The organism is Streptomyces sp. NPDC056479, assembly GCF_042795335.1.
Lineage (GTDB): Bacteria > Actinomycetota > Actinomycetes > Streptomycetales > Streptomycetaceae > Streptomyces.
On record NZ_JBHTRZ010000001.1, the window covers coordinates 273,764 to 293,818 of the forward strand.

Annotated in this window: 17 protein-coding genes, 1 pseudogene and 1 riboswitch; of the genes and pseudogenes, 14 read left to right on the plus strand and 4 right to left on the minus strand. The window is 70.5% G+C overall.

Going from position 1 to position 20,055, the window contains the following annotated elements; all coding sequences use genetic code 11:
* The first annotated feature begins 21 nt into the window (after nucleotides 1-21).
* The 4 genes from dxs (at nucleotide 22) to ACFQ6S_RS01180 (ending at nucleotide 4,241) form a co-directional block, all read left to right on the plus strand.
* Nucleotides 22-1,965 carry a 1-deoxy-D-xylulose-5-phosphate synthase gene (gene dxs / locus ACFQ6S_RS01165; protein ID WP_383401615.1) on the plus strand — a complete coding sequence of 648 codons (1,944 nt, stop codon included), beginning with the start codon at nucleotides 22-24 and terminating at the stop codon, nucleotides 1,963-1,965.
* Entirely contained in the window at nucleotides 1,962-3,347 is a 1,386-nt protein-coding gene (locus ACFQ6S_RS01170) for an aspartate aminotransferase family protein (RefSeq protein WP_383401618.1), read from the plus strand. Before dxs ends, ACFQ6S_RS01170 begins: the two co-directional genes overlap by 4 nt.
* 130 nt (nucleotides 3,348-3,477) lie before the next feature.
* Nucleotides 3,478-4,122 (plus strand): helix-turn-helix domain-containing protein, encoded by a 645-nt coding sequence (locus ACFQ6S_RS01175; protein WP_383401621.1) that lies wholly within the window; start codon nucleotides 3,478-3,480, stop codon nucleotides 4,120-4,122.
* Complete coding sequence (locus ACFQ6S_RS01180; RefSeq protein WP_383401623.1) at nucleotides 4,119-4,241, plus strand: DUF6126 family protein; 123 nt, start codon at nucleotides 4,119-4,121, stop codon at nucleotides 4,239-4,241. Before ACFQ6S_RS01175 ends, ACFQ6S_RS01180 begins: the two co-directional genes overlap by 4 nt.
* Nucleotides 4,242-4,259: 18 nt before the next feature.
* Here ACFQ6S_RS01180 and ACFQ6S_RS01185 read toward each other — a convergent pair whose 3' ends face one another.
* Nucleotides 4,260-5,057 carry a tyrosine-protein phosphatase gene (locus tag ACFQ6S_RS01185; protein WP_383401625.1) on the minus strand — a complete coding sequence of 266 codons (798 nt, stop codon included), beginning with the start codon at nucleotides 5,055-5,057 and terminating at the stop codon, nucleotides 4,260-4,262.
* A 180-nt stretch (nucleotides 5,058-5,237) separates the two neighbouring features.
* Here ACFQ6S_RS01185 and ACFQ6S_RS01190 point away from each other — a divergent pair, with 180 nt between their 5' ends.
* The 3 genes from ACFQ6S_RS01190 to ACFQ6S_RS01200 all read left to right on the plus strand — a co-directional run bounded on the left by ACFQ6S_RS01190 (nucleotide 5,238) and on the right by ACFQ6S_RS01200 (nucleotide 9,806).
* Nucleotides 5,238-7,307, plus strand: a complete 2,070-nt coding sequence (locus ACFQ6S_RS01190; RefSeq protein ID WP_383401628.1) for an alpha-galactosidase — start codon at nucleotides 5,238-5,240, stop codon at nucleotides 7,305-7,307.
* A 307-nt stretch (nucleotides 7,308-7,614) separates the two neighbouring features.
* Nucleotides 7,615-7,772, plus strand: a riboswitch (cyclic di-AMP (ydaO/yuaA leader).
* A 4-nt stretch (nucleotides 7,773-7,776) separates the two neighbouring features.
* Complete coding sequence (locus tag ACFQ6S_RS01195) at nucleotides 7,777-8,721, plus strand: peptidoglycan DD-metalloendopeptidase family protein (RefSeq protein WP_383401631.1); 945 nt, start codon at nucleotides 7,777-7,779, stop codon at nucleotides 8,719-8,721.
* Nucleotides 8,722-9,020: 299 nt separating this feature from the next.
* Nucleotides 9,021-9,806: an SGNH/GDSL hydrolase family protein gene (locus ACFQ6S_RS01200; RefSeq protein WP_383404253.1), complete on the plus strand. Its 786-nt coding sequence runs from the start codon at nucleotides 9,021-9,023 to the stop codon at nucleotides 9,804-9,806.
* 99 nt (nucleotides 9,807-9,905) lie between these two features.
* Here ACFQ6S_RS01200 and ACFQ6S_RS01205 read toward each other — a convergent pair whose 3' ends face one another.
* Together ACFQ6S_RS01205 and ACFQ6S_RS01210 are read right to left on the minus strand one after the other, a co-directional pair.
* The gene (locus ACFQ6S_RS01205) at nucleotides 9,906-10,526 is read right to left on the minus strand and encodes a TetR/AcrR family transcriptional regulator (RefSeq protein ID WP_383401634.1); all 621 of its coding nucleotides are present in this window, start codon (nucleotides 10,524-10,526) and stop codon (nucleotides 9,906-9,908) included.
* 70 nt (nucleotides 10,527-10,596) lie between these two features.
* Entirely contained in the window at nucleotides 10,597-11,775 is a 1,179-nt protein-coding gene (locus tag ACFQ6S_RS01210; RefSeq protein ID WP_383401637.1) for a Glu/Leu/Phe/Val dehydrogenase dimerization domain-containing protein, read from the minus strand.
* 250 nt (nucleotides 11,776-12,025) lie between these two features.
* Between ACFQ6S_RS01210 and ACFQ6S_RS01215 the strand changes: the two genes are divergently transcribed.
* The 7 genes and pseudogenes from ACFQ6S_RS01215 (at nucleotide 12,026) to ACFQ6S_RS01245 (ending at nucleotide 19,345) form a co-directional block, all read left to right on the plus strand.
* A complete protein-coding gene (locus ACFQ6S_RS01215) occupies nucleotides 12,026-13,201 on the plus strand; it encodes an MBL fold metallo-hydrolase (RefSeq protein WP_383401640.1) in 1,176 nt (391 codons plus the stop codon).
* 624 nt (nucleotides 13,202-13,825) lie between these two features.
* A pseudogene (locus ACFQ6S_RS01220) lies at nucleotides 13,826-15,508 on the plus strand (ATP-binding protein); the annotation flags it as partial.
* A gap of 1,133 nt (nucleotides 15,509-16,641) precedes the next feature.
* Nucleotides 16,642-17,076, plus strand: coding sequence for a roadblock/LC7 domain-containing protein (locus ACFQ6S_RS01225; protein ID WP_062699186.1), 435 nt, complete (start codon nucleotides 16,642-16,644; stop codon nucleotides 17,074-17,076).
* A 2-nt stretch (nucleotides 17,077-17,078) separates the two neighbouring features.
* Nucleotides 17,079-17,450 (plus strand): DUF742 domain-containing protein, encoded by a 372-nt coding sequence (locus ACFQ6S_RS01230; protein ID WP_383401643.1) that lies wholly within the window; start codon nucleotides 17,079-17,081, stop codon nucleotides 17,448-17,450.
* On the plus strand, nucleotides 17,428-18,027 hold the full coding sequence (locus ACFQ6S_RS01235; protein WP_147993091.1) for an ATP/GTP-binding protein: 600 nt from the start codon (nucleotides 17,428-17,430) through the stop codon (nucleotides 18,025-18,027). The genes ACFQ6S_RS01230 and ACFQ6S_RS01235 overlap by 23 nt, the downstream gene beginning before the upstream one ends.
* Before the next feature lie 62 nt (nucleotides 18,028-18,089).
* Nucleotides 18,090-18,668, plus strand: a complete 579-nt coding sequence (locus tag ACFQ6S_RS01240; protein WP_383401646.1) for a GAF domain-containing protein — start codon at nucleotides 18,090-18,092, stop codon at nucleotides 18,666-18,668.
* A 68-nt stretch (nucleotides 18,669-18,736) separates the two neighbouring features.
* The gene (locus ACFQ6S_RS01245; protein ID WP_383401649.1) at nucleotides 18,737-19,345 is read left to right on the plus strand and encodes a TetR/AcrR family transcriptional regulator; all 609 of its coding nucleotides are present in this window, start codon (nucleotides 18,737-18,739) and stop codon (nucleotides 19,343-19,345) included.
* A gap of 7 nt (nucleotides 19,346-19,352) precedes the next feature.
* Here ACFQ6S_RS01245 and ACFQ6S_RS01250 read toward each other — a convergent pair whose 3' ends face one another.
* Nucleotides 19,353-19,958 carry a GPP34 family phosphoprotein gene (locus ACFQ6S_RS01250; protein ID WP_383401652.1) on the minus strand — a complete coding sequence of 202 codons (606 nt, stop codon included), beginning with the start codon at nucleotides 19,956-19,958 and terminating at the stop codon, nucleotides 19,353-19,355.
* Nucleotides 19,959-20,055: the final 97 nt, after the last annotated feature.

A 20,055-nucleotide genomic window follows, 5' to 3' on the forward strand; every position in this document is an offset into this window, starting at 1 on the left:
GGACCGAGAGGGGGCCCGAGCGTGACGATTCTGGAGAGCATCCGGGGACCGCGCGACCTGAAGGCGCTGTCCGAGGCGGAACTCGGTGAACTGTCCGACGAGATCAGGGAGTTCCTGGTGCACGCGGTCGCCAGGACCGGCGGCCATCTCGGGCCCAATCTGGGGGTGGTGGAACTGTCCATCGCGCTCCACCGGGTCTTCGAGTCACCGGTCGACCGCATCGTCTGGGACACCGGTCACCAGAGCTATGTGCACAAGCTGCTGACGGGACGCCAGGACTTCTCCAAGCTGCGCGGCAAGGGCGGCCTGTCCGGCTATCCCTCGCGCGAGGAGTCCGAGCACGACATCGTCGAGAACAGCCACGCCTCCACCGCGCTCGGCTGGGCCGACGGGCTCGCCAAGGCCCGCCAGGTGCAGGGGGAGAAGGGGCACGTCGTCGCGGTGATCGGCGACGGGGCGCTGACCGGCGGCATGGCCTGGGAGGCGCTGAACAACATCGCGGCGGCCAAGGACCGGCCGCTGATCATTGTCGTCAACGACAACGAACGGTCGTACGCCCCGACCATCGGGGGCCTCGCCAACCACCTGGCCACGCTGCGCACGACGGACAGCTACGAGCGGGTCCTGGCCTGGGGCAAGGAGGTGCTGCAGCGCACGCCCGTCGTCGGCACCACCGTGTACGAGGCGCTGCACGGCGCGAAGAAGGGCTTCAAGGACGCCTTCGCACCGCAGGGGCTCTTCGAGGATCTGGGCCTGAAGTACGTCGGTCCGATCGATGGACACGACATCGGAGCCGTCGAGTCCGCGCTGCGCCGCGCCAAGCGCTTCCACGGGCCCGTGCTGATCCACTGCCTCACGGAGAAGGGACGTGGCTACGAACCCGCCCTCGCCCATGAGGAGGACCACTTCCACACCGTCGGTGTGATGGACCCGCTGACCTGCGAGCCGCTCGCGCCGTCGGGCGGGCCGTCCTGGACGTCGGTGTTCGGCGACGAGATCGTACGGATCGGGGAAGAGCGGGAGGACGTCGTGGCGATCACGGCGGCCATGCTGCACCCCGTCGGGCTCGGCAAGTTCGCGGAACGGTTCCCGGACCGGGTGTGGGACGTCGGGATCGCCGAGCAGCACGCGGCCGTGTCGGCGGCGGGGCTCGCTACGGGCGGACTGCATCCGGTCGTCGCCATCTACGCCACGTTCCTGAACCGGGCCTTCGACCAGCTGCTGATGGACGTCGCCCTGCACCGCTGCGGAGTGACGTTCGTGCTGGACCGGGCCGGCGTCACGGGCGCCGACGGCGCCTCCCACAACGGCATGTGGGACATGTCGATCCTCCAGGTCGTCCCCGGTCTCAGGATCGCCGCCCCGCGCGACGCCGACCAGCTGCGGGCGCAGCTGCGCGAGGCCGTGGCCTGCGACGACGCCCCGACGCTCGTGCGGTTCCCGAAGGAGTCGGTCGGCCCGTCGATCCCGGCGGTCGACCGGGTCGGCGGGCTGGACGTGCTGCACCGCTCCGCGCAGGAAGCCGACGTCCTTCTGGTCGCCGTCGGCGTGATGGCGCCCGTGTGCCTCCAGGCGGCCGAGCTGCTCGAGGCCCGCGGCATCACCTGCACGGTCGTCGACCCGCGCTGGGTCAAGCCCGTCGACCCCGCGCTCGCGCCGCTCGCCGCACAGCACCGCATGCTGGCCGTTGTCGAGGACAACAGCCGCTCCTCGGGGGTCGGCGCCGCCGTCTCGCTGGCCCTGTGCGACGCCGAGGTCGATGTGCCCGTGCGACGGTTCGGCATCCCGGAGCAGTTCCTCGCGCACGCCAAGCGGGGCGAGATGCTCGCCGACATCGGGCTCACGCCCGTGGAGGTCGCCGGACGGATCAGCGCCAGCCTGGCTCTCAAGGAGGCCGAGGACAGCCTGGCCGACGGCAGCCAGGTCGGTCGTACCGCTGTGCCAGTCAAGGAGAAGGCCGAATGACCACGGAGTTCGACCTCGGCCACCTCCTCGCCGAACGTGGAGCCGAGCGCTACGAGCTGCACGGGAAGTACCTGAACCACCAGCTCCCGCGCATGCTGCACACCATCGGCTTCGACAAGGTCTACGAGCGGGCCGAGGGCGCGTACTTCTGGGACGCGGACGGCGACGACTACCTGGACATGCTCGCCGGGTTCGGGGTGATGGGGCTGGGGCGCCACCACCCCGTCGTCCGCAAGGCGCTGCACGACGTCCTCGACGCCCAGCTCGCCGACCTCACCCGGTTCGACTGCCAGCCGCTGCCCGGGCTGCTGGCGGAGAAGCTGCTCGCGCACAGTCCGCACCTGGACCGGGTGTTCTTCGGCAACAGCGGGACGGAGGCGGTGGAGACCGCGCTGAAGTTCGCGCGGTTCGTCACCGGCAGGCCGCGGATCCTGTACTGCGACCACGCCTTCCACGGGCTGACCACCGGCTCCCTGTCCGTCAACGGCGAGTCCGGCTTCCGGGACGGATTCGCCCCGCTGCTGCCGGACACGGCCGTACCGCTCGGCGATCTCGACGCCCTGGCGCGGGAGCTGAAGAAGGGCGACGTCGCCGCTCTGATTCTCGAGCCGATCCAGGGCAAGGGCGTGCACGAGGCCCCGCCCGGCTATCTGCGGGCCGCCCAGGAGCTGCTGCACAGGCACAAGGCGCTGCTCATCGCCGACGAGGTGCAGACGGGCCTGGGCCGGACCGGCGACTTCTACGCCTACCAGCACGAGGACGGGGTCGAGCCGGACCTGGTGTGCGTGGCCAAGGCGCTTTCCGGCGGGTATGTGCCGGTGGGCGCCACCCTCGGCAAGGACTGGATCTTCAAGAAGGTCTACTCCTCCATGGACCGTGTGCTGGTCCACTCGGCGAGCTTCGGTTCCAACGCGCAGGCCATGGCGGCCGGGCTCGCGGTCCTGTCCGTGATGGAGAACGAGCAGATCGTCGCCAACGCGCGGGCCACCGGGGAGCAGCTGAGGTCGCGGCTCGCGGCGCTGACCGACAAGTACGAGCTGCTCGCCGACGTCCGGGGCCGCGGCCTGATGATCGGCATCGAGTTCGGCAGGCCCGACTCGCTGAAGCTGCGGAGCCGGTGGACCATGCTCCAGGCCGCGCGCAAGGGCCTGTTCGCGCAGATGGTCGTCGTACCTCTGCTGCGTCGGCACCGCATCCTCACCCAGGTCTCCGGCGACCACCTGGAGGTGATCAAGCTGATCCCGCCGCTGATCATCGGTGAGCGGGAGGTGGACCGGTTCGTCGACGCCTTCACGGATGTGATGGACGACGCGCACAGCGGTGGCGGGCTGATGTGGGACTTCGGCAAGACGCTGATCAAGCAGGCGGTCGCCAACCGGTGAGGACCGGGTAGCCGGCCTCGTGCCGGGTAGCGCGGTCTCACGCAGGGGGCCGGGCAGCCGGGCCCTCACGGGCTTTGCCTCTGAGGCAACAAATTTGCCGCAGAGGCAAGCCTGCGGCTGAATGGAGGGCATGAGCTCTCCCGAGACCGAGCCGGAGCCCGGGGCCGTGGCCGATGCGACGGGGCCGGCCGATGCCCTGCCCGTCGTCGCGCCCCAGCTCCGTGCGCTGCGCCGCCGCGCCTCCCTCACCCTGGAGGCCGCGGCCCGCGCCGCCGGGCTGTCGCCCGCCCACCTCTCCCGACTGGAGACCGGGCAGCGCCAGCCCTCACTGCCGATGCTGCTCGCGCTGGCACGTATCTACGGTACGACGGTCTCCGAGCTGCTCGGCGAGACGGTCGCCGACCGGGACGCCGTCGTGCGCGCCGGTGACATGGAACCGACCGCGGCCGGCGGGTGGATCTACTGGCAGGCGGGCTCACCCGGGCGGGGGATGCAGGCGCTGCGCGTCCATGTGCCGTATGGCTCACAGGGCGACATCGTGCGGGTGCACCCCGGCGAGGAGTGGCTCCACGTCCTGGAGGGGCGGCTGCGGCTGCGCCTCGGGGACAGCACGCACCAGCTCGCGCCCGGCGACAGCGCGCACTTCGACTCGCTCACCCCGCACCGCATCGCCGCCCAGGACCCGGGCGGGGTCGAGCTGCTGTTCGTGCACACCCTGCTACAGAGCCCCACGGCCACCCTGTGCCTGGGCCCCACCCCTGGAGAGACGCCATGAGTGACATGGAAGAGAAGTTCCCGCGCGCCCTTTGGGTGCGGCTCATCATCTACATCGCGGTGGGGCACGTGTTCGCGGCCTTCATCTACTTCCTGTTCGAGGCGGGCGGCGGAAGGTAGGCGCTCGGCGGCCGGGCGTCAGTCGAGCAGCCGCTCCCGCAGGCGCTCCCTGGTCTCCGGAGTGATCCGCAGACCCTGCTCCAGGTAGCCGTCGACGCCGCCCCACGTCTCCTCGATCGTCTCGAAGGCAGCCGTCAGATACTCGGCCCGCGCGTCGAACAACGGGCTGAGCAGCTCCATGACCTCGGGCGAATAGATCGAGTCACCGCTGCCGTTGCGCTTCACCTTGTAGCGGCGGTGCTTGGCGTTGGACTCCAGATAGTCGGCGACGATCGCCTCGCGCTCGACTCCGAGGGAGAGCAGCGTCACAGCGATGGACAGGCCGGCGCGGTCCTTGCCGGCCGCGCAGTGCATCAGGGCCGGGACACTCTCCTCGGCCAGCGCGTGCAGCACCTGGGAGTGCTCACTGGTGCGCTCCTTGATGATCGAGCGGTAGGAGACGATCATCCGGTTCGCGCCCTTGCCGTCCGCCAGGATCGCCCGCAGCTGGTCGAGATCGCCGTCTCGGACCATCTGCCAGAACTCCGCCCCGTCCGCCGGGTCGGACAACGGCAGGTTCAGATTGCGCACGCCCGTCAGCTCGACGTCGGGCCCTTCGAGCTTCTGGTCCGCTGCGTTGCGGAAGTCGAAGATCGTGTGCAGGCCCAGGGAGTCGAGGAAAGCGGCGTCCTGCGCGGTCGCGTGCGCGAGATGGCCGCTGCGGAACAGCACCCCGTGCCGCACCCTTCGTCCGTCCACTGTCGGCAGTCCACCCACGTCACGGAAATTGCGAACCCCGGCCAATTCAGGCTCGGTCGACGGGATCTGCTGCGTCACGGGGGCTCCTCCCGGTCGGCCCCGGCGGCGCGGCTCGGCGGTGTGGCCGACGGGGTGCGCTCTCGACGATACGACATGGCTTCCAGGGCCAATGAGTTATCCACAGGCGTTGCCTCAAGGCCCCTCGGCCCTTGATGATGTTGGTACTTGATCGCACCTGTTCGTCTCTGTGGGGGCTTGATGCTGGAGATCTCCGACAACGGTCGTACCTGGCTCCTCTCGGGGCCGACCAGCAGTTACGCCGTCCATCTGACCGAGGGTGACGAGCTGCTGCATCTCCACTGGGGGCCGCGGATCGCGCTCGCCGACGCCGAGGCCCTCGCCGTACGTCCGCTGCCTGAGTACTGGCCCTTCGAGTCCCCGCTCGACGGGCGCGAGGAGTACCCGGTCGAGGGCGGCCCCCGCTTCGTACGCCCCGCGCTGTCCGTGCGCGGCGACGGGCGGCGCGGCACCGAGTGGGTTTTCGTGCGGTACGAGACCGAGGGTGACGAGCTGCGGTTGCGCTTTCGTGACGGCGGGCTGAACGTCACCCTGCACCACCGGATGCGCGGGGACGTCGTGGAACGCTGGGTGAGCCTGGACAACGAGGGGCCGGCTGTGGAGCTGCTGCGCGCCGACTCGGCCACCTGGACGCTGCCCGACCGGGAGGACTGGCGGCTGTCCCAGCTGCACGGCCGCTGGGGCGCCGAATCCCGGCTGGCGCAGGCCCCGCTCACCTATGGCGAGAAGGTCATCGGCAGCCGCCGCGGGCACACCGGGCATCAGCACCTGCCGTGGGTCGCGCTGGACACGGACGCCACGGAGGAGCGCGGCGAGGTCTACGGCTGTGCTCTTGGCTGGTCAGGGTCCTGGCGCATCGCCGTGGCCCAACTTCCGGACGCGCGCGTGCAGATCACCGGCGGCGCCGGGCACGACGACTCGGGCCTGCTGCGGCTGGCGGCGGGGGAGTCCTTCACGACGCCCGTCTTCGCCGGCCTGTGGAGCGACGGCGGCTTCGGCGGGGCCAGCCGCGCCTGGCACGCGTACCAGCGCGCGTATGTGATCCCCGACGCCGACCAGGACCGGCCGGTGCTGTTCAACTCCTGGGAGGCGACCGAGTTCGACATCTCCGAGGAACAGCAGAGCCTCCTCGCGCGGCGGGCCGCGGCCATCGGCGTCGAGCTGTTCGTGGTGGACGACGGCTGGTTCGGCACGCGCACCAGCGACCGCGCCGGGCTCGGCGACTGGACGCCCAACCCCGACCGCTTCCCGTCCGGCCTCGAGCCGCTCGCCGAGTACGTGCACGCGCTCGGCATGCAGTTCGGCATCTGGGTCGAGCCGGAAATGGTCAATCCGGACAGCGAGCTGTATCGCGCCCATCCTGAATGGGTGCAGCACCAAACGGGACGAAAGCGTACGGAATTCCGCAATCAGCTCGTACTGAACCTCGCCCGTGACGATGTCCAGAACTACCTCTGGGAACAGCTCGACGGGCTCCTCTCCAGTGCCCCGATCGACTACGTGAAGTGGGACTTCAACCGCTGCTTCTCCGACGCCGGCTGGCCCGGTGAGCCGTATCCGCAGCGCCTGTGGGTCGACCATGTGCGTGCCCTGTACGGTCTGCTGGACCGGCTGCGCGCCGCTCACCCCGGCGTCGCCTTCGAGTCCTGCTCGGGCGGCGGCGGACGGATCGACCTCGGCGTGCTCGGCCGCACCGACCAGGTGTGGACCTCGGACAACACCGACCCTCTGGACCGTCTCGCCATCCAGCACGGCTTCAGCCAGATCCACCCGGCCCGGGTCATGGCGGCCTGGGTCACGGACAGCCCTACCACCATGCTCAATCACCGTGCCAGCTCACTGCGCTTCCGCTTCGTCAGTGCCATGGCGGGAGTGCTCGGGGTCGGCGGCGACCTGGAGCGGTGGACCGAGGAGGAGCTCGCCGAGGCCCGGGAGTGGGTGACGCTCTACAAGGAGATCCGTCCCCTGGTGCAGCGCGGTGACCTCTACCGGCTGCGCCCCCCGCGCGGAGGGCTGAGCGCGGTGCAGTACGTGCTCGGGGACGAGACCGTCGTCCTCGCCTGGCTCCAGGCTCAGAGCTTCGGTGAGCCCCTGCCGGCCCTGCGGCTGCGCGGCCTCGACCCGACAAGTGCGTATGAATGCCTTGAAACGGGCGAAATTCACCGAGGTGCCGTACTGGTACATCACGGGCTTAACGCCCGCCTGTGTGGCGATCTGGATGCGACGGTTATTCGCCTCCGTCGCATCTAGGTGTTCTGTCCGAATTGTTGCCTTCATTCCAACTCGCTCTGGAATGAAGGAAGGTGGAGCAGTGTCACGTGAGGAGCGTCATATTCGTGACCGTGCGTCGCCCGTCATGTCCACGTAATTCACATGCTTTTCAAGGGGCTTTGAGTCGAACGGGATCCCGAAAATTCACTCAGGGTGACCGGTAATTCCCACAAGGGATCAACAGGAACGCATTCGGACGGAACCCCTCACTTGTTCCCATGCGTCTTCCTCGCTTACGTTCGCCACCAATCCGGACGGACGCCTAATCCTGCCGCCGACCGGATCCCGCGCTAACTCACCCGTCCACGGCAGGAGCGGGGGACCCACAGGTACAACCGCCTGTTCCGGTCTCCGGAACGGCTTGGGGTCAAGTCGCGTCCCGATGCGACCGGGCATCTCCAGCCCGCACCCGACAGCTCACCTCGCAGGCGCCGGAGAGGAATTCGCCATGCCCGCGAAGGGTAAGCATCGCCGCCCGAAGTCCCTGCGCTTCACCCGCTCCATAGCCGTCGCCGGAACCGGCGGCGCCGCTCTCGCTCTCCCGCTCATGGGGGCCACCGGCGCCCACGCCGCTCCCTCGCAGTCCGTTTCGGAAAAGGCCGTTCAGTCCCTTCCGGTCGCCGGGCAGAAGGCGGAGAAGAAGGTCGCCGAGAAGAAGGCCGGCGTGCGGACCTATTCGGTGAAGGTGGGCGATTACCTTTCTAAGATCGCCAACGAGGAGAATGTCAGCGGCGGCTGGAAGCGGCTCTACGCCGACAACCGCGCGGCCGTCGGTGACGACCCGTCGCTGATCCACCCCGGTCTGAAGCTCACGATCGGCGGCAAGAAGGCCGCGACGAGCACCCCCAAGTCCTCGTCCTCCGCCCCGTCTTCCTCCACGAAGCCGTCCTCGAAGTCCTCGCCCAAGTCGTCCTCGAACGACGCGAGCGCCTCGAAGTCCGCCGCGAAGGCGACCACGGCCGCCGAGACCACGAGCACCGCCAACGGCTTCTCCGCCCCGCTCTCCGGCGCCTCCCTCGGCACCGGCTACAAGGTGGCGGGCAGCATGTGGTCCAGCGGTTACCACACCGGTGTCGACTTCGCCGCCGCGACCGGCACCCCGCTCAAGGCGGTCGGCGCGGGCACCGTCGTCTCCGCCGGCTGGGGTGGCGCGTACGGCAACCAGGTCGTCATCCAGCTCGCGGACGGCTACTACGCGCAGTACGCCCACCTGTCCTCGCTCGGCGTCTCGGCCGGCCAGACCGTGACCGCGGGCCAGCAGATCGGCCTCTCCGGCGCGACCGGCAACGTGACCGGCCCGCACCTGCACTTCGAGATCCGCACCACCCCGGACTACGGCTCGGACGTGGACCCGGTCGCCTACCTCGGCTCCAAGGGCGTCGCCATCGGCTGACGGCCGCCCGCGCGAAAGCCACCTGCCTGACACGCAACCGAAGGCCGGACCTCGATCCCCGGGTCCGGCCTTCGGTGTGTCCACGATATGTGCCCATGATCCGGTGGCTGTGCCCGGAGTTCAATGGCGGTAATCGCGCTCTCAACACCCCTACTCAGAGGGTTATTCCAGGTTTGGCCAACACTTGGGGAGTGGCTTATCTCACCGCACGTCAATCCCTTCCTACGGTCGCGTAGGTCACATTCGAAGGTGAATCATGTCCCGATGTGGCAGACGATTCGAAGAGTGACAGCAGATCAGTGATCGGGTCGTACGTCGCGGTGGGGGACAGCTTCACCGAGGGCGTCGGCGACCCCGGCCCCGGCGGGGCGTTCGTCGGCTGGGCGGACCGGTTCGCGGTCCTGCTCGCGGACCGGCGCCCCGAGGGCGACTTCGATTACACCAACCTCGCCGTGCGCGGCAAACTGCTCGACCAGATCGTCGAGGACCAGCTTCCCCAGGCCGTAGAACTGGCCCCGGACCTGGTCTCGTTCTGCGCGGGCGGCAACGACATCATCCGGCCCGGCACCGACCCCGACGAGGTGGCCGAGCGTTTCGAGCGGGCGATCGCCCGGCTCACCTCCGCCGTCGGCACCGTCATGGTGACGACCGGCTTCGACACCCGTGGCGTGCCCGTGCTGAAGCATCTGCGCGGCAAGATCGCCACGTACAACGGTCATGTGCGGGCCATCGCCGACCGGTACGGCTGTCCGGTGCTCGACCTGTGGTCCCTGAAGACGGTTCAGGACCGCCGGGCCTGGGACGGCGACCGGCTCCACCTGTCCCCCGAGGGCCACACACGCGTGGCGCTTCGCGCGGGTCAGGTCCTCGGCCTGGAGATCCCCGCCGACCCGGACCAGCCCTGGCCGCCGCTCCCGCCCCGCGGCACCCTCGAGGTTCGCCGGGACGACGTCCACTGGGCGCGCGAGTACCTGGTGCCGTGGATCGGGCGGCGGCTGCGCGGCGAGTCGTCGGGGGACCATGTGACGGCCAAGGGCGCCATGTCCCCGGACGACATCAAGATGCGTATCCAGTCGGTGGCTTGAGAGCGGTTCCCGAGCCACAGGTGCCTGCGGGCCGTGCCGATCACTGATCGGTACGGCCCGCAGGCATGTCTGCCGGAACGAACTCGGCGCCCGCGCTCCTCACCGTCTGGACGCCGTCAACGCCGCCCGTTCCAGCCCCAGTTCCCGCGCCAGCGCCTCATCCACCCACTCCAGGGCACGCGCGCGTGAGACGGCGCCCGGGTACGACGTCAGCTGTACGGCCAGTCCGTCGAGCAGGGCGGTGAGACGCAGGGCCGCGCCGGTGGGGTCCGGGCACCCGAACTCGTCCGCGGCCACACCCTCGGCGATGACCTCGGTGATGGCCGCCTTCCACTGCCGGTCCAGGTCCCGGGTGACCTCCTGGAGCGCGGGCTCGCGCAGCGCCACCGCCCAGCCCTCGATCCACAGTCGCCAGCCCTTGGCCTGGCCGGTGGGCGCGTACCAGCGCACGGCGGCCCGCAGTCGTCGTAGCGCCGTGGTGCGGCGGCCGAGCAGCCGGCGCAGATGGGCCAGGTCGTCTTCTGCCGCATGGGTGAACGCGGCCGCGACCAGCTTCTCCTTCGTGGCGAAGTGATAGAGCACCAGCGCGTTGCTCACACCGAGCGCCGAGGCCACGTCGGCGATCCTGACCGCCGCCACGCCCCGCGCCTCTATCTGCTCCACGGCGGCGCGCAGCAGTTCCTCCCGCCGCTCCGCCACGCTCAACCGCACTCTTGCCACGCCGTCACCCTAAAGCCTCGTCACGAGCCGCTCTTCGGCCGCAGTCGGGCGAGGCCCTGCGCGGCCACCGTCATCGGTGCCAGCCGAACCGCTCGGTGATCTCCGGCAGCCGGTCCGCGGCGATGGCGTGGGCGGCGGTACGGGGGGCCGTCCCGTCGGCCTCGGCGCGGGCCAGGGTCAGCTCGGTCAGCGCCCGCATCGAGCGTCTGGTGTGGGCGAACGCCTCGTCCGCGTCCGGACCGATGTCCCCGAACAGCGTCCACCACCACCAGGCGTTCGTGGCCGAGTTGACCACCACGTCCGGCAGCACGGTGACGCCGCGTGCGGCCAGCAGCTCCTCCGCGTCGGGCCGTACGGGCATGTTGGCCGCCTCGGCGATCCAGCGGGCGGTGACCCGTCCCTGGTTCGAGGCGTCGATCGCGTACGAGACGGCCGCCGGAACCAGCACCTCCGCCTCGGCCGACAACCAGGCGTCGCCCGGCAGTTCCCGGTCACCGCGGCGCAGCGCGGCGCGGTCGATCGTGCCGTAGGCGTCGCGTGCCGCCAGCAGGGACTCGACGTCGAGACCCGCCGGGTTGGCGATCGTGCCCTTGACGTCGGCGACGGCCACGACCGTGAGCCCCGCGCGCGTGAGGAAGCGCGCGGTGGCTCCGCCCATGGTCCCCAGCCCCTGGAGCGCGACGCGGGTCCGCCAGTAGGGCACACCGGCCCGGTCCAGCGCCGTCAGCACCGATTCCGCGACCCCGCAGCCGCCGACCAGCTCGTCGAGCCCGATGCCGTCGACCTCGACCGCGAACGCCTCCGCGAGCCGTCGCCGGGCGCCCGCTTCGTCGTCGAGCAGCGGGTACACGGCCTGGACCGACGACACGAGCCCCGCCTCGACCGCCGCGCGGTCGACCACGTCCTGGGTGAGACCGAGGTCCTCGCCCGTGGTCCAGAAGTTCTCGATGTACGGCCGCATGCTGCGCAGGTAGCGCACGAGGAGCCCGTACGCCTCCGGATCCCGGGGGTCGCAGTCGATGCCCCCCTTGGCACCGCCCAGGGGGACGTACCGCGCCTCGGCGTCGTAGTGCAGCGCTTCCTTCATGCTCATGCCGCGGGCGAGCCCGGTGACTTCGTCCAACGTGCAGCCCGGCCGCATGCGCAGCCCGCCGCTGGCCACGCCGCGCACCAGCCGGTCGACGACCAGGAAGCCCTGGCGGCCGGTGATGTGGTCGGTCCAGGTGAGCGACAGCAAGGGCGTGGTCATGGGGTCTCCGTGGTCGGGGGCAGCCCTCCTCGGGATCGAGGGGCCTCGCGCTGCTACTGAACGATGAGTCAGTATCGGAGCGGGGCGGGGACATGTCAACGTGGTGAAGGGTCTTGGGCGTCGGGATGACTCGCGGGAGACGCCGGAGCCCGGCCGGACGTGGCGCACCCGGGCATATCCGGGGTGCATCCGGGGTTGTCGGAGGTGCCGACCATAATGGAAGGCCTCACCGAATCCACCTGGAGGTAGCGTGGCCGGTTTCCGTTTCCCGAGCTCCGGGCTGCGCGCCCTGCGGCCCGAGGCCTTCGGCGTGGATCCGAGCGGTGAGCGCATGGCGCGCATCCGTAGATCCCCGCACTTCCGGAACGGCGTTTTCCAGAACCCCGGAGGTACCGCACGGACCAGGCCGTCCGGGTCGATGCTGGAGTTCGGCAAGCTCTACTTCGACAAGGAAGCCCGGCCGCGAAGGGCCCCGACGGGGACCGTGCCGGTGCATCCCACCACCTACGCCGACCTTTCCAAGCCGCCCGCCACGGGACTGCGTCTGACCTGGATGGGGCACTCCAGCGTCCTCGCGGAGATCGACGGGCATCGCGTGCTCTTCGATCCCGTGTGGGGCGAGCGCTGCTCCCCGTTCCCCTTCGCCGGACCCAAGCGGCTGCATCCGGTACCGCTCTCGCTCGCCGCCCTCGGACCGGTCGACGTCGTCGTCATCTCGCACGACCACTACGACCACCTCGACCTGCCCACCATCAAGGCGCTGGCCGACACCGACACACTCTTCGCCGTACCGCTCGGCGTCGGCGGCCACCTCGAGCACTGGGGCGTGTCCGCCGACCGGCTGCGCGAGTTGGACTGGCACGAGACGACCAAGGTCGGCGGACTCACCCTGACCGCCACCCCGGCCCGCCACTTCTGCGGCCGCGGACTGCGCAACACCCAGCACACTCTCTGGGCGTCCTGGGTCGTCGCCTCCGACGAGCACCGGATCTACCACAGCGGGGACACCGGCTACTTCGACGGCTTCAAGGACATCGGCGCCGACCACGGCCCGTTCGACGCCACGATGGTCCAGGTCGGCGCCTACTCGGACTTCTGGCCCGACATCCATATGACGCCGGACGAGGGCGTGCGGGCCCACCTCGACCTTCAGGGCGGTGATCCCACCGCGGGCGTCATGCTGCCGATCCACTGGGGGACCTTCAACCTGGCTCCCCATCCGTGGGCGGAGCCGGGGGAGTGGATGATGCGGGCCACGCACAAGGCCGGGGTCACCCTGGCGGCCCCGCGCTGCGGTGAGCCCTTCGAGCCGGCCTCGGTTTCGACCGTGACGCCCTGGTGGCGTGAGGTGGCCGAGGCGCCCGCGGAGGGGTGGCCGGCCTGGCCGCCGGTCGCATCGGAGGCGGGCGACACGGCGATCGCCTAGATCGGCTTGGGGATACGTCGGCAGGTCCCGCCCGCGGGTCTCTCTCGGCGTCCTTTCGCGTCCTTATCCTTGCGGGCGGCTGCCGTGGAGGGGCCTACGGTCGTGCGAGGACTCACCGCATGCGCCCCACACGGCGATTCGCGCGGGGCGCAGGTGAGTGCGGTGCGGCGCCCGGGGGCAGTGTGCGCCGTTACGGGTGGTGACGCTCTGGGGTCCGCGTAGCGGGTGAGTGGAGTGCTGAAACGTCCCGGCGTGGGCGGCGACCGGCATGGAAGAGACGCGTCCTTGAGGGGCGGGGCATGAAAAGTGCCCCGCCCCTCCACTTTTCTCCGTGACCACTTCTGACCAGGTCCGATCGTTCGATTGCTCCTTGTGGGCGAACGGTGGAGTGGGTTATCGGTCTGTCGTACGAAGCCTCATACCAGAGCGGGACGCTGCCTGCGGGAGTTTGTCAACTGCCCACCGCACTTGATGCGGAGGCGACTACCGTGAGTGTCCGTTGGGCGACGCGGAGCCGAATTTCGTCGGCTCAGTCGACCGACATTTGCGATGGCGCATGCCTCGGGCCGCGCAGACCGCGCGCACCCCCAGGCCCCCGACCGACGGACCAGTACGAGGACCCCGATGTCTCAAACACGCGCCCCGGCCGCACGCGCTGACCGCCGTGAGGGCGGGCGGCACGGGCGCCCGGCCGCCCGCACCGCACCCGCGCTGCCCGAGACCCATATACGGCCCCAACTGCTGCGGCTGGCGGTACTGCCGCCCGTCGCGGTGACCCTCAGCGCCTGCGCGGCCGTGCTGTTCGTCGTGCGCTCCACCGGGGCACGGCCCAGCCTCACCCTGTGGGCAGTGCTCGCCGGCGCGGTCTCGGTCACCCTGGCGGGCATCCTGATCGCCGCCGTGGCCGCCAACCGCGCCGCCCGGTCCGTGAGCGACCGCATCCGCGCACTGCGCCGCAGCAGCGCGCGCAGCGAGGCCGATCTGCGAGCCCTCGTGGAGACGCTGCGGCGCGGCGAAGGGCCGCCGAAGCGCAAACCGCGCAGTGGTCCGCCCGAGGGCGCCGACGACTTCGAACTCCTCGCCGCCGACCTGGCCCGCGCCCACGACGGCGCCGTCACCGCCGTCGTCCAGGCCGCCCAGCTCTCCAGCCAGGCGGGCAGCGAGCAGAAGCTCGAAGTCTTCGTCAACCTCGCCCGGCGCCTGCAGTCGCTCGTGCACCGCGAGATCTCCATCCTCGACGAGCTGGAGAACGAGATCGAGGACCCCGACCTGCTCAAGGGGCTCTTCCACGTCGACCACCTCGCCACCCGCATCCGCCGCCACGCGGAGAACCTCGCCGTGCTCGGCGGCGCCGTCTCCCGCCGGCAGTGGAGCAACCCGGTGTCCATGACCGAGGTGCTGCGCTCGGCCATCGCCGAGGTCGAGCAGTACTCGCGGGTCAAGCTCGTACCGCCCATCGACGGCACCCTGCGCGGGCACGCCGTCGCCGACGTCATCCATCTGCTGGCCGAACTGGTCGAGAACGCCACGGTGTTCTCCGCCCCGCACACCCAGGTGCTGCTGCGGGCCAACCTCGTGACCTCGGGGCTCGCCGTCGAGGTCGAGGACCGCGGGCTCGGCATGCCGGTCGGTGAACAGAACCGTATGAACGCCCTGCTCACCGACCCCGACCAGGTCAACGTCGCCAGCCTGCTGGCGGACGGGCGCATCGGCCTGTTCGTCGTCTCGCAGCTCGCGAAGCGGCACGGCATCCATGTCCGCCTCCAGACCAACATCTACGGCGGTGTCCAGGCCGTACTCGTCGTGCCGCAGGGCTTGTTGGGGACGGAACCGGGGGCGCGCGTGAGTGCGACGCGGGGGCAGGAGCCGCAGGGGGTGGCGGGTACGGATGTGCCGCCGCTGTCTGCTGCGCAGGCCCCGTCGCAGGCGCGTACGCAGCAGGCGCAGGTGCGTTCGCAGCAGGCGCCGGTGCCGCCTCAGCAGCGTCGGCAGTCCGCCGGGGCGGCCACGGGGTCATCGCCTGCGGCTTCTCCCGGGATGGAGAGCGGCGGGCAGCTGGGCGGGACGGAGACGCCGCAGGCGCAGGGTTCGCACGGGTCACATGGGTCGCAGGGTGCGTCGCTTCGGCAGCAGCCGCAGGCCGAGGGGAGGGGCTCGGGTCCGAGTGCGAACGGCAGCGGGCCGGCGCCGCTGCCCATGCGCGGCGCCCGGGAGGAACGGGCCAACCCGTCGGAGGCCGTGCCCGGCATCAGGCCCGACGAACGCCGGCTCGTCGCGGAGAACTCCGGCACACCGCCGACCCCACGCGTCAGCACCGTCCGCGGCACCATGGGCAAGCCCACACTTCCGCGCCGCCGGGCCCAGGAGCACATCGCGCCCCAGCTCAGGGGAGGCCCCGCTCCACGCCAGGAGCCCGAGTCTCTCGCCGGGCATGACCCGGGGTTGATGGCTGCCTTCCAGCGGGGGATCGGGTTGGCGGAGACACAGCAGCACATGGAGTCGGTGGGCGGGGATGCCGAGTTCGTGGGTGGCGGGTCTGTGGAGGCTGGGCCACTGGGTGCCGGGGACGTTGGTGCCGGGCACATGGAGGTCGGGCACATGGGGGCTGGGTACTCGGGCGCCGAGCACATGGGTAGCGAGCACATGGGTGGCGGATCCACGGAGTTGGGGCTCGGGGAGTCCGGACGGGTGGAGTCGCGTCATGTGGGCGGCCAGCACATGGCTGGTGGACAGATGGATTCGGGTCACGTCGGCGACGTGGGCGACGGACACATGGGTCCCGGTCACATGGGCGCGGGCCACATGGACGCCGTGCACACGGCTTCGGGGCGCACGCTCCTGGGCCACACAGCGTCTGGCCACACAGCTCTCGGCCACATGGCGTCTGGCTTTGCGAGCTCCGGTCACACAAACGTGGACCACACGAACGCGGGGCACGCGAACACCGGGCACATGAGCGCGGGTCACATGGACTCGGCACACACCGCTACCGCCCACGGGACCACACCGGCGTACACGCCCTCACCACGCACGGCCTCTGACCCCACGTCGTCCCTCCCGGAGCCGACCCGCCCGAACCCCACGCCGCCCCCACCCACCCGTCTGGAGTCCGTCCGCCCGGCGCCAAGTCGCTTTGAGCCGACCGGCCTCGACACGGGCCGCACGCAGAGCCCACATCTGCGCCCGACGTCCCTGGATGCACTCCACATGGACGCGACCCCTACGACCACCCGGCCCCCCATGGGTGCATCACCCATGGACCCGGCCCACGCAACCGAGCCACACCCCGGGCCCGTGCCCGGCACCGACCACACCACCTGGCCCGACGGGAGCGCACCAGCCGGATGACCACGACCATGACCAGCTCGAAGTCCGCCTGGGAGTCCACCCCCAACCCCAGCGCTCCCGCAGACATTCGTACCTCAAGGAGTCGATCCATCATGGCGAGCGAAGCGCCGACCGCCCATGTCTCCGATCTCGACTGGCTGATGAGCGGCCTTGTGCAGCGCGTGCCGCACACAAGCAGCGCGGTCCTGCTGTCCTGCGACGGGCTCGTGAAGTCGGTACACGGCCTCGACCCGGACAGCGCCGACCACATGGCCGCCCTGGCCTCCGGCCTCTACTCACTCGGCCGCAGCGCAGGCGTCCGCTTCGGCGACGGCGGGGACGTGCGTCAGGTCGTCGTCGAGCTGGACTCGACTCTGCTCTTCGTGACCACGGCCGGCTCCGGCACATGTCTCGCCGTGCTGGCCGGACGTGAGGCGGACGCCGCCGTGCTGGGCTACGAGATGGCCATGCTCGTCAAGAGTGTCCGCCCCTACCTGGTCACCGCTCCCCGGCAGCACTCCGTCGAACCCCCTGCGATGAGGCCTTGAACATGACGGCGGCCGGCGACGGGCCCTGGCTCGACGACGCGGCCGGACGGCTGGTGCGCCCTTTCACGGTCAGCAACGGCCGTACCCGGCCCACCGTCGCGCTCGATCTCATGTCGCAGGTGATGGCCACCGGGGCGACCCCCCTCGGCTACCTCGGCCCCGAGCACGAGCAGGCACTCGACCTGTGCCGCGCCCCCGTTTCGATCGCCGAGGTCGCCGCCCACCTGAAGCTGCCGGCGGCGGTCACCAAGGTGCTGCTGGCGGACCTCGTCGACTGCGGGGCGCTCACCACCAAGCCCCCCGAGTTCCACCACAACCCGACAGACCGGGCTCTTCTGGAGGCAGTGCTCGATGGACTACGACGACAGCTCTGACCCCTTCCCCACCGCGCTGAAGATCTTGGTGGCGGGAGGCTTCGGGGTAGGCAAGACGACCTTTGTGGGCGCGGTCAGCGAGATCGCACCGCTCAGCACGGAGGAACTGCTCACCACGGTCAGCGCCGCGACCGACAGCCTCGAGGGTGTCGAGAACAAGGTCGAGACGACGGTGGCCATGGACTTCGGACGCATCACCCTCGATCCGGAACACGTCCTGTATCTGTTCGGCACGCCCGGACAGGAACGGTTCTGGTTCATGTGGGACGAGCTCTCGGAAGGCGCGCTCGGCGCGGTCATCCTCGCCGACACCCGGCGCCTGGAGGACTGCTTCGCCGCGGTCGACTTCTTCGAGCAGCGCGGCCTCGGTTTCATCGTCGCGATCAACGAGTTCGACGGCGGCCACCGATACGACCCGGAGGAGGTCCGCGCCGCAATCGACCTGGATCCGGAGATTCCCGTCGTCCGCTGCGACGCCCGGATCTCCAGTTCTGGAGTCCAGACCCTGCTGACCCTGGTACGTCACCTCATCGCCCACACACCGGCACCCGCGCCCAGCCATGGTGCCCACATGTGACATCCGCACACACCCAGCCCGGAGCCGCATATGACGTTCGCCCACAGGGACGGAATCCACCCATGAGCTACGGCCCACCCCATCCGGTCGCTCGCCTGCTGCTCACCCCCGAGGACAAGGAGGCCCCCGCCCGCGCCCGGCGACTGCTCCGACTGAGGTTGGGGGATCATGCCGACCCGGCCCTCGACGTCTTCGCGGGTCATCTCGCCGAGCTCACCGGGGCGCCGTACGCCATGGTCAACTTCATCGACGAGAACGGGCAGTTCTTCGCCGGCCTGCATGCGCGGCACCGGGTGACCCTGACGCGGGCCGACGACGCCAAGCCGGAGCTGGGCCGCCACATGGAGCGTGACCATGGGTTCTGCCCCCATGTGGTGGTGCGACGCAAGGCGCTGGTCCTGGAGGACGTCTGCGACTATCCGCGGTTCGCCGGGAATCCGATCGTCGACGAGTTCGGTATCCGTTCGTACATGGGCGCGCCGCTCATCGACAGTACGGGGATGGCGCTGGGCACCGTGTGTGTCGTCGACGTGGAGCCGCGGCCGTGGGGGAGGGCCGGGCTGGAGACCATCAAGGCGTCGGCGGCGGATCTGGTCGCCCGGCTGGAGCGACGGGAGGCCGACGGGTTCCCCCTGCTCTGACGGCCGAGGTCCACCGCAGGCCCCCGGATGGCTAGCCGACCGGTCTAGTACCTACGTACACTCGCGTTGTGGGACGCACGAGTGACGCCAAGCAGAAGATCCTCGGTGCCGCGCGCTCGCTCATCGAGGGGCGGGGCTACTCGGCCCTGGGCGTCGCCGAGATCTGCAAGGCGGCCGGGGTGCCGAAGGGCAGCTTCTACTACTTCTTCGAGTCCAAGGAGGCCCTCGCGCTCGCCGTCGTCGACGAGCACTGGGCGGCGCAGCGGCGCGACTGGACCCAGGCACTGGACGGTGACGGGGAGCCGTTGCACCGGCTCAGGCGGCTGTTCGAGGAGACGGAGGCGGGCCAGCGTGCCGTCCAGGAGGGCTGCGGGACCGTGTCGGGGTGCCTGTTCGGGAACCTCACCCTGGAGCTGAGCAACCAGAGCGAGGCGGTCCGCGCCCGGCTCCAGGAGATCTTCGACGCGCAGGTCGACATGGTCGAGTCGGTCGTCGCGGAGGCCCGGGAGCGCGGAGACGTCACCGTGACGGACGCGCACGAGGCGGCGCGGGCGGTGGTGGCCCAGCTGGAGGGCCAGGTGATGTTCGCGAAGCTCTACAACAGCACCCAGCGCCTGACACCGCTGTGGGACAACTGCCTGGCCCTGCTGGGCGCGCCCGCTCACCGCTGGCCCTGATCAGCCCCTAGTAGCCCCGCCACACGTTGTCGAAGGCGGCGTCCTCGATCGCCCGCCGCTGCCGTACGGCCTCCAGCTCCATCACCGCGTCGCCGACCGCGGCCAGCACGGTCGTGACGGTCTCGTCGGTGAGGTCCTCGGCGGCGTCGGCGGACTCCTCGCGGATACCGGCAGCGGTGCCCAGGGCGGTGAGGACCGGCTCCCCCGATGCCCAGCGCTCCTCGGCCCGCTCCTTGGCCGCCGAGTCGACCGGCACCGTCCGCGGGGCCCGCAGCGGGATCCGGAGGCCCCGGGGCCGCGCCGTGAGCCCCACGTGCTCCAGGTCCGCGACATAGGCCGCGGACAGTCCCCGGCCCCGACGCCACAGCCATTCCTCGACCGACTCGTACGGCTCCTGCCGTACGAGAGACGAGGCGGCCTCGTCCAGCAGACGGTCGCCCGTCGGCGCCTGCGCGCTGGGTGCGATGAGGTCGCCGTCCAGGACGAGGGCCCGGGCGTCGATGAGGTCGAACACCTCGGCCGCCGCGAGCGCGAGAGACAGATCGCCCTGTTCCACCGGGTGGTCCGGTGCCATGTCCAGGGCGACTATCGCGAGGTCCCGTGCGGTGTTCATGAGCGGCTCCTGGTCAGTCGGCCGAATGCGGGGCGCGGCGGTGCGGCCGCCTCGCGGGTCGGGGCGTCCTACGCCGATTCTCGCTGCCGTTCGGACG

Excerpts from the sequence above, each read along its gene's own strand:
- ACFQ6S_RS01170 (WP_383401618.1), top strand. The coding sequence starts at position 1,962 with ATGACCACGGAGTTCGACCTCGGCCACCTCCTCGCCGAACGTGGAGCC.
- ACFQ6S_RS01180 (WP_383401623.1), top strand. The coding sequence starts at position 4,119 with ATGAGTGACATGGAAGAGAAGTTCCCGCGCGCCCTTTGGGTGCGGCTC.
- ACFQ6S_RS01195 (WP_383401631.1), top strand. The coding sequence starts at position 7,777 with ATGCCCGCGAAGGGTAAGCATCGCCGCCCGAAGTCCCTGCGCTTCACC.
- ACFQ6S_RS01190 (WP_383401628.1), top strand. The coding sequence starts at position 5,238 with ATGCTGGAGATCTCCGACAACGGTCGTACCTGGCTCCTCTCGGGGCCG.
- ACFQ6S_RS01230 (WP_383401643.1), top strand. The coding sequence starts at position 17,079 with ATGACGGCGGCCGGCGACGGGCCCTGGCTCGACGACGCGGCCGGACGG.
- ACFQ6S_RS01235 (WP_147993091.1), top strand. The coding sequence starts at position 17,428 with ATGGACTACGACGACAGCTCTGACCCCTTCCCCACCGCGCTGAAGATC.
- ACFQ6S_RS01175 (WP_383401621.1), top strand. The coding sequence starts at position 3,478 with ATGAGCTCTCCCGAGACCGAGCCGGAGCCCGGGGCCGTGGCCGATGCG.
- ACFQ6S_RS01210 (WP_383401637.1), bottom strand. The coding sequence starts at position 11,775 with ATGACCACGCCCTTGCTGTCGCTCACCTGGACCGACCACATCACCGGC.
- ACFQ6S_RS01225 (WP_062699186.1), top strand. The coding sequence starts at position 16,642 with ATGGCGAGCGAAGCGCCGACCGCCCATGTCTCCGATCTCGACTGGCTG.
- ACFQ6S_RS01250 (WP_383401652.1), bottom strand. The coding sequence starts at position 19,958 with ATGAACACCGCACGGGACCTCGCGATAGTCGCCCTGGACATGGCACCG.
- ACFQ6S_RS01240 (WP_383401646.1), top strand. The coding sequence starts at position 18,090 with ATGAGCTACGGCCCACCCCATCCGGTCGCTCGCCTGCTGCTCACCCCC.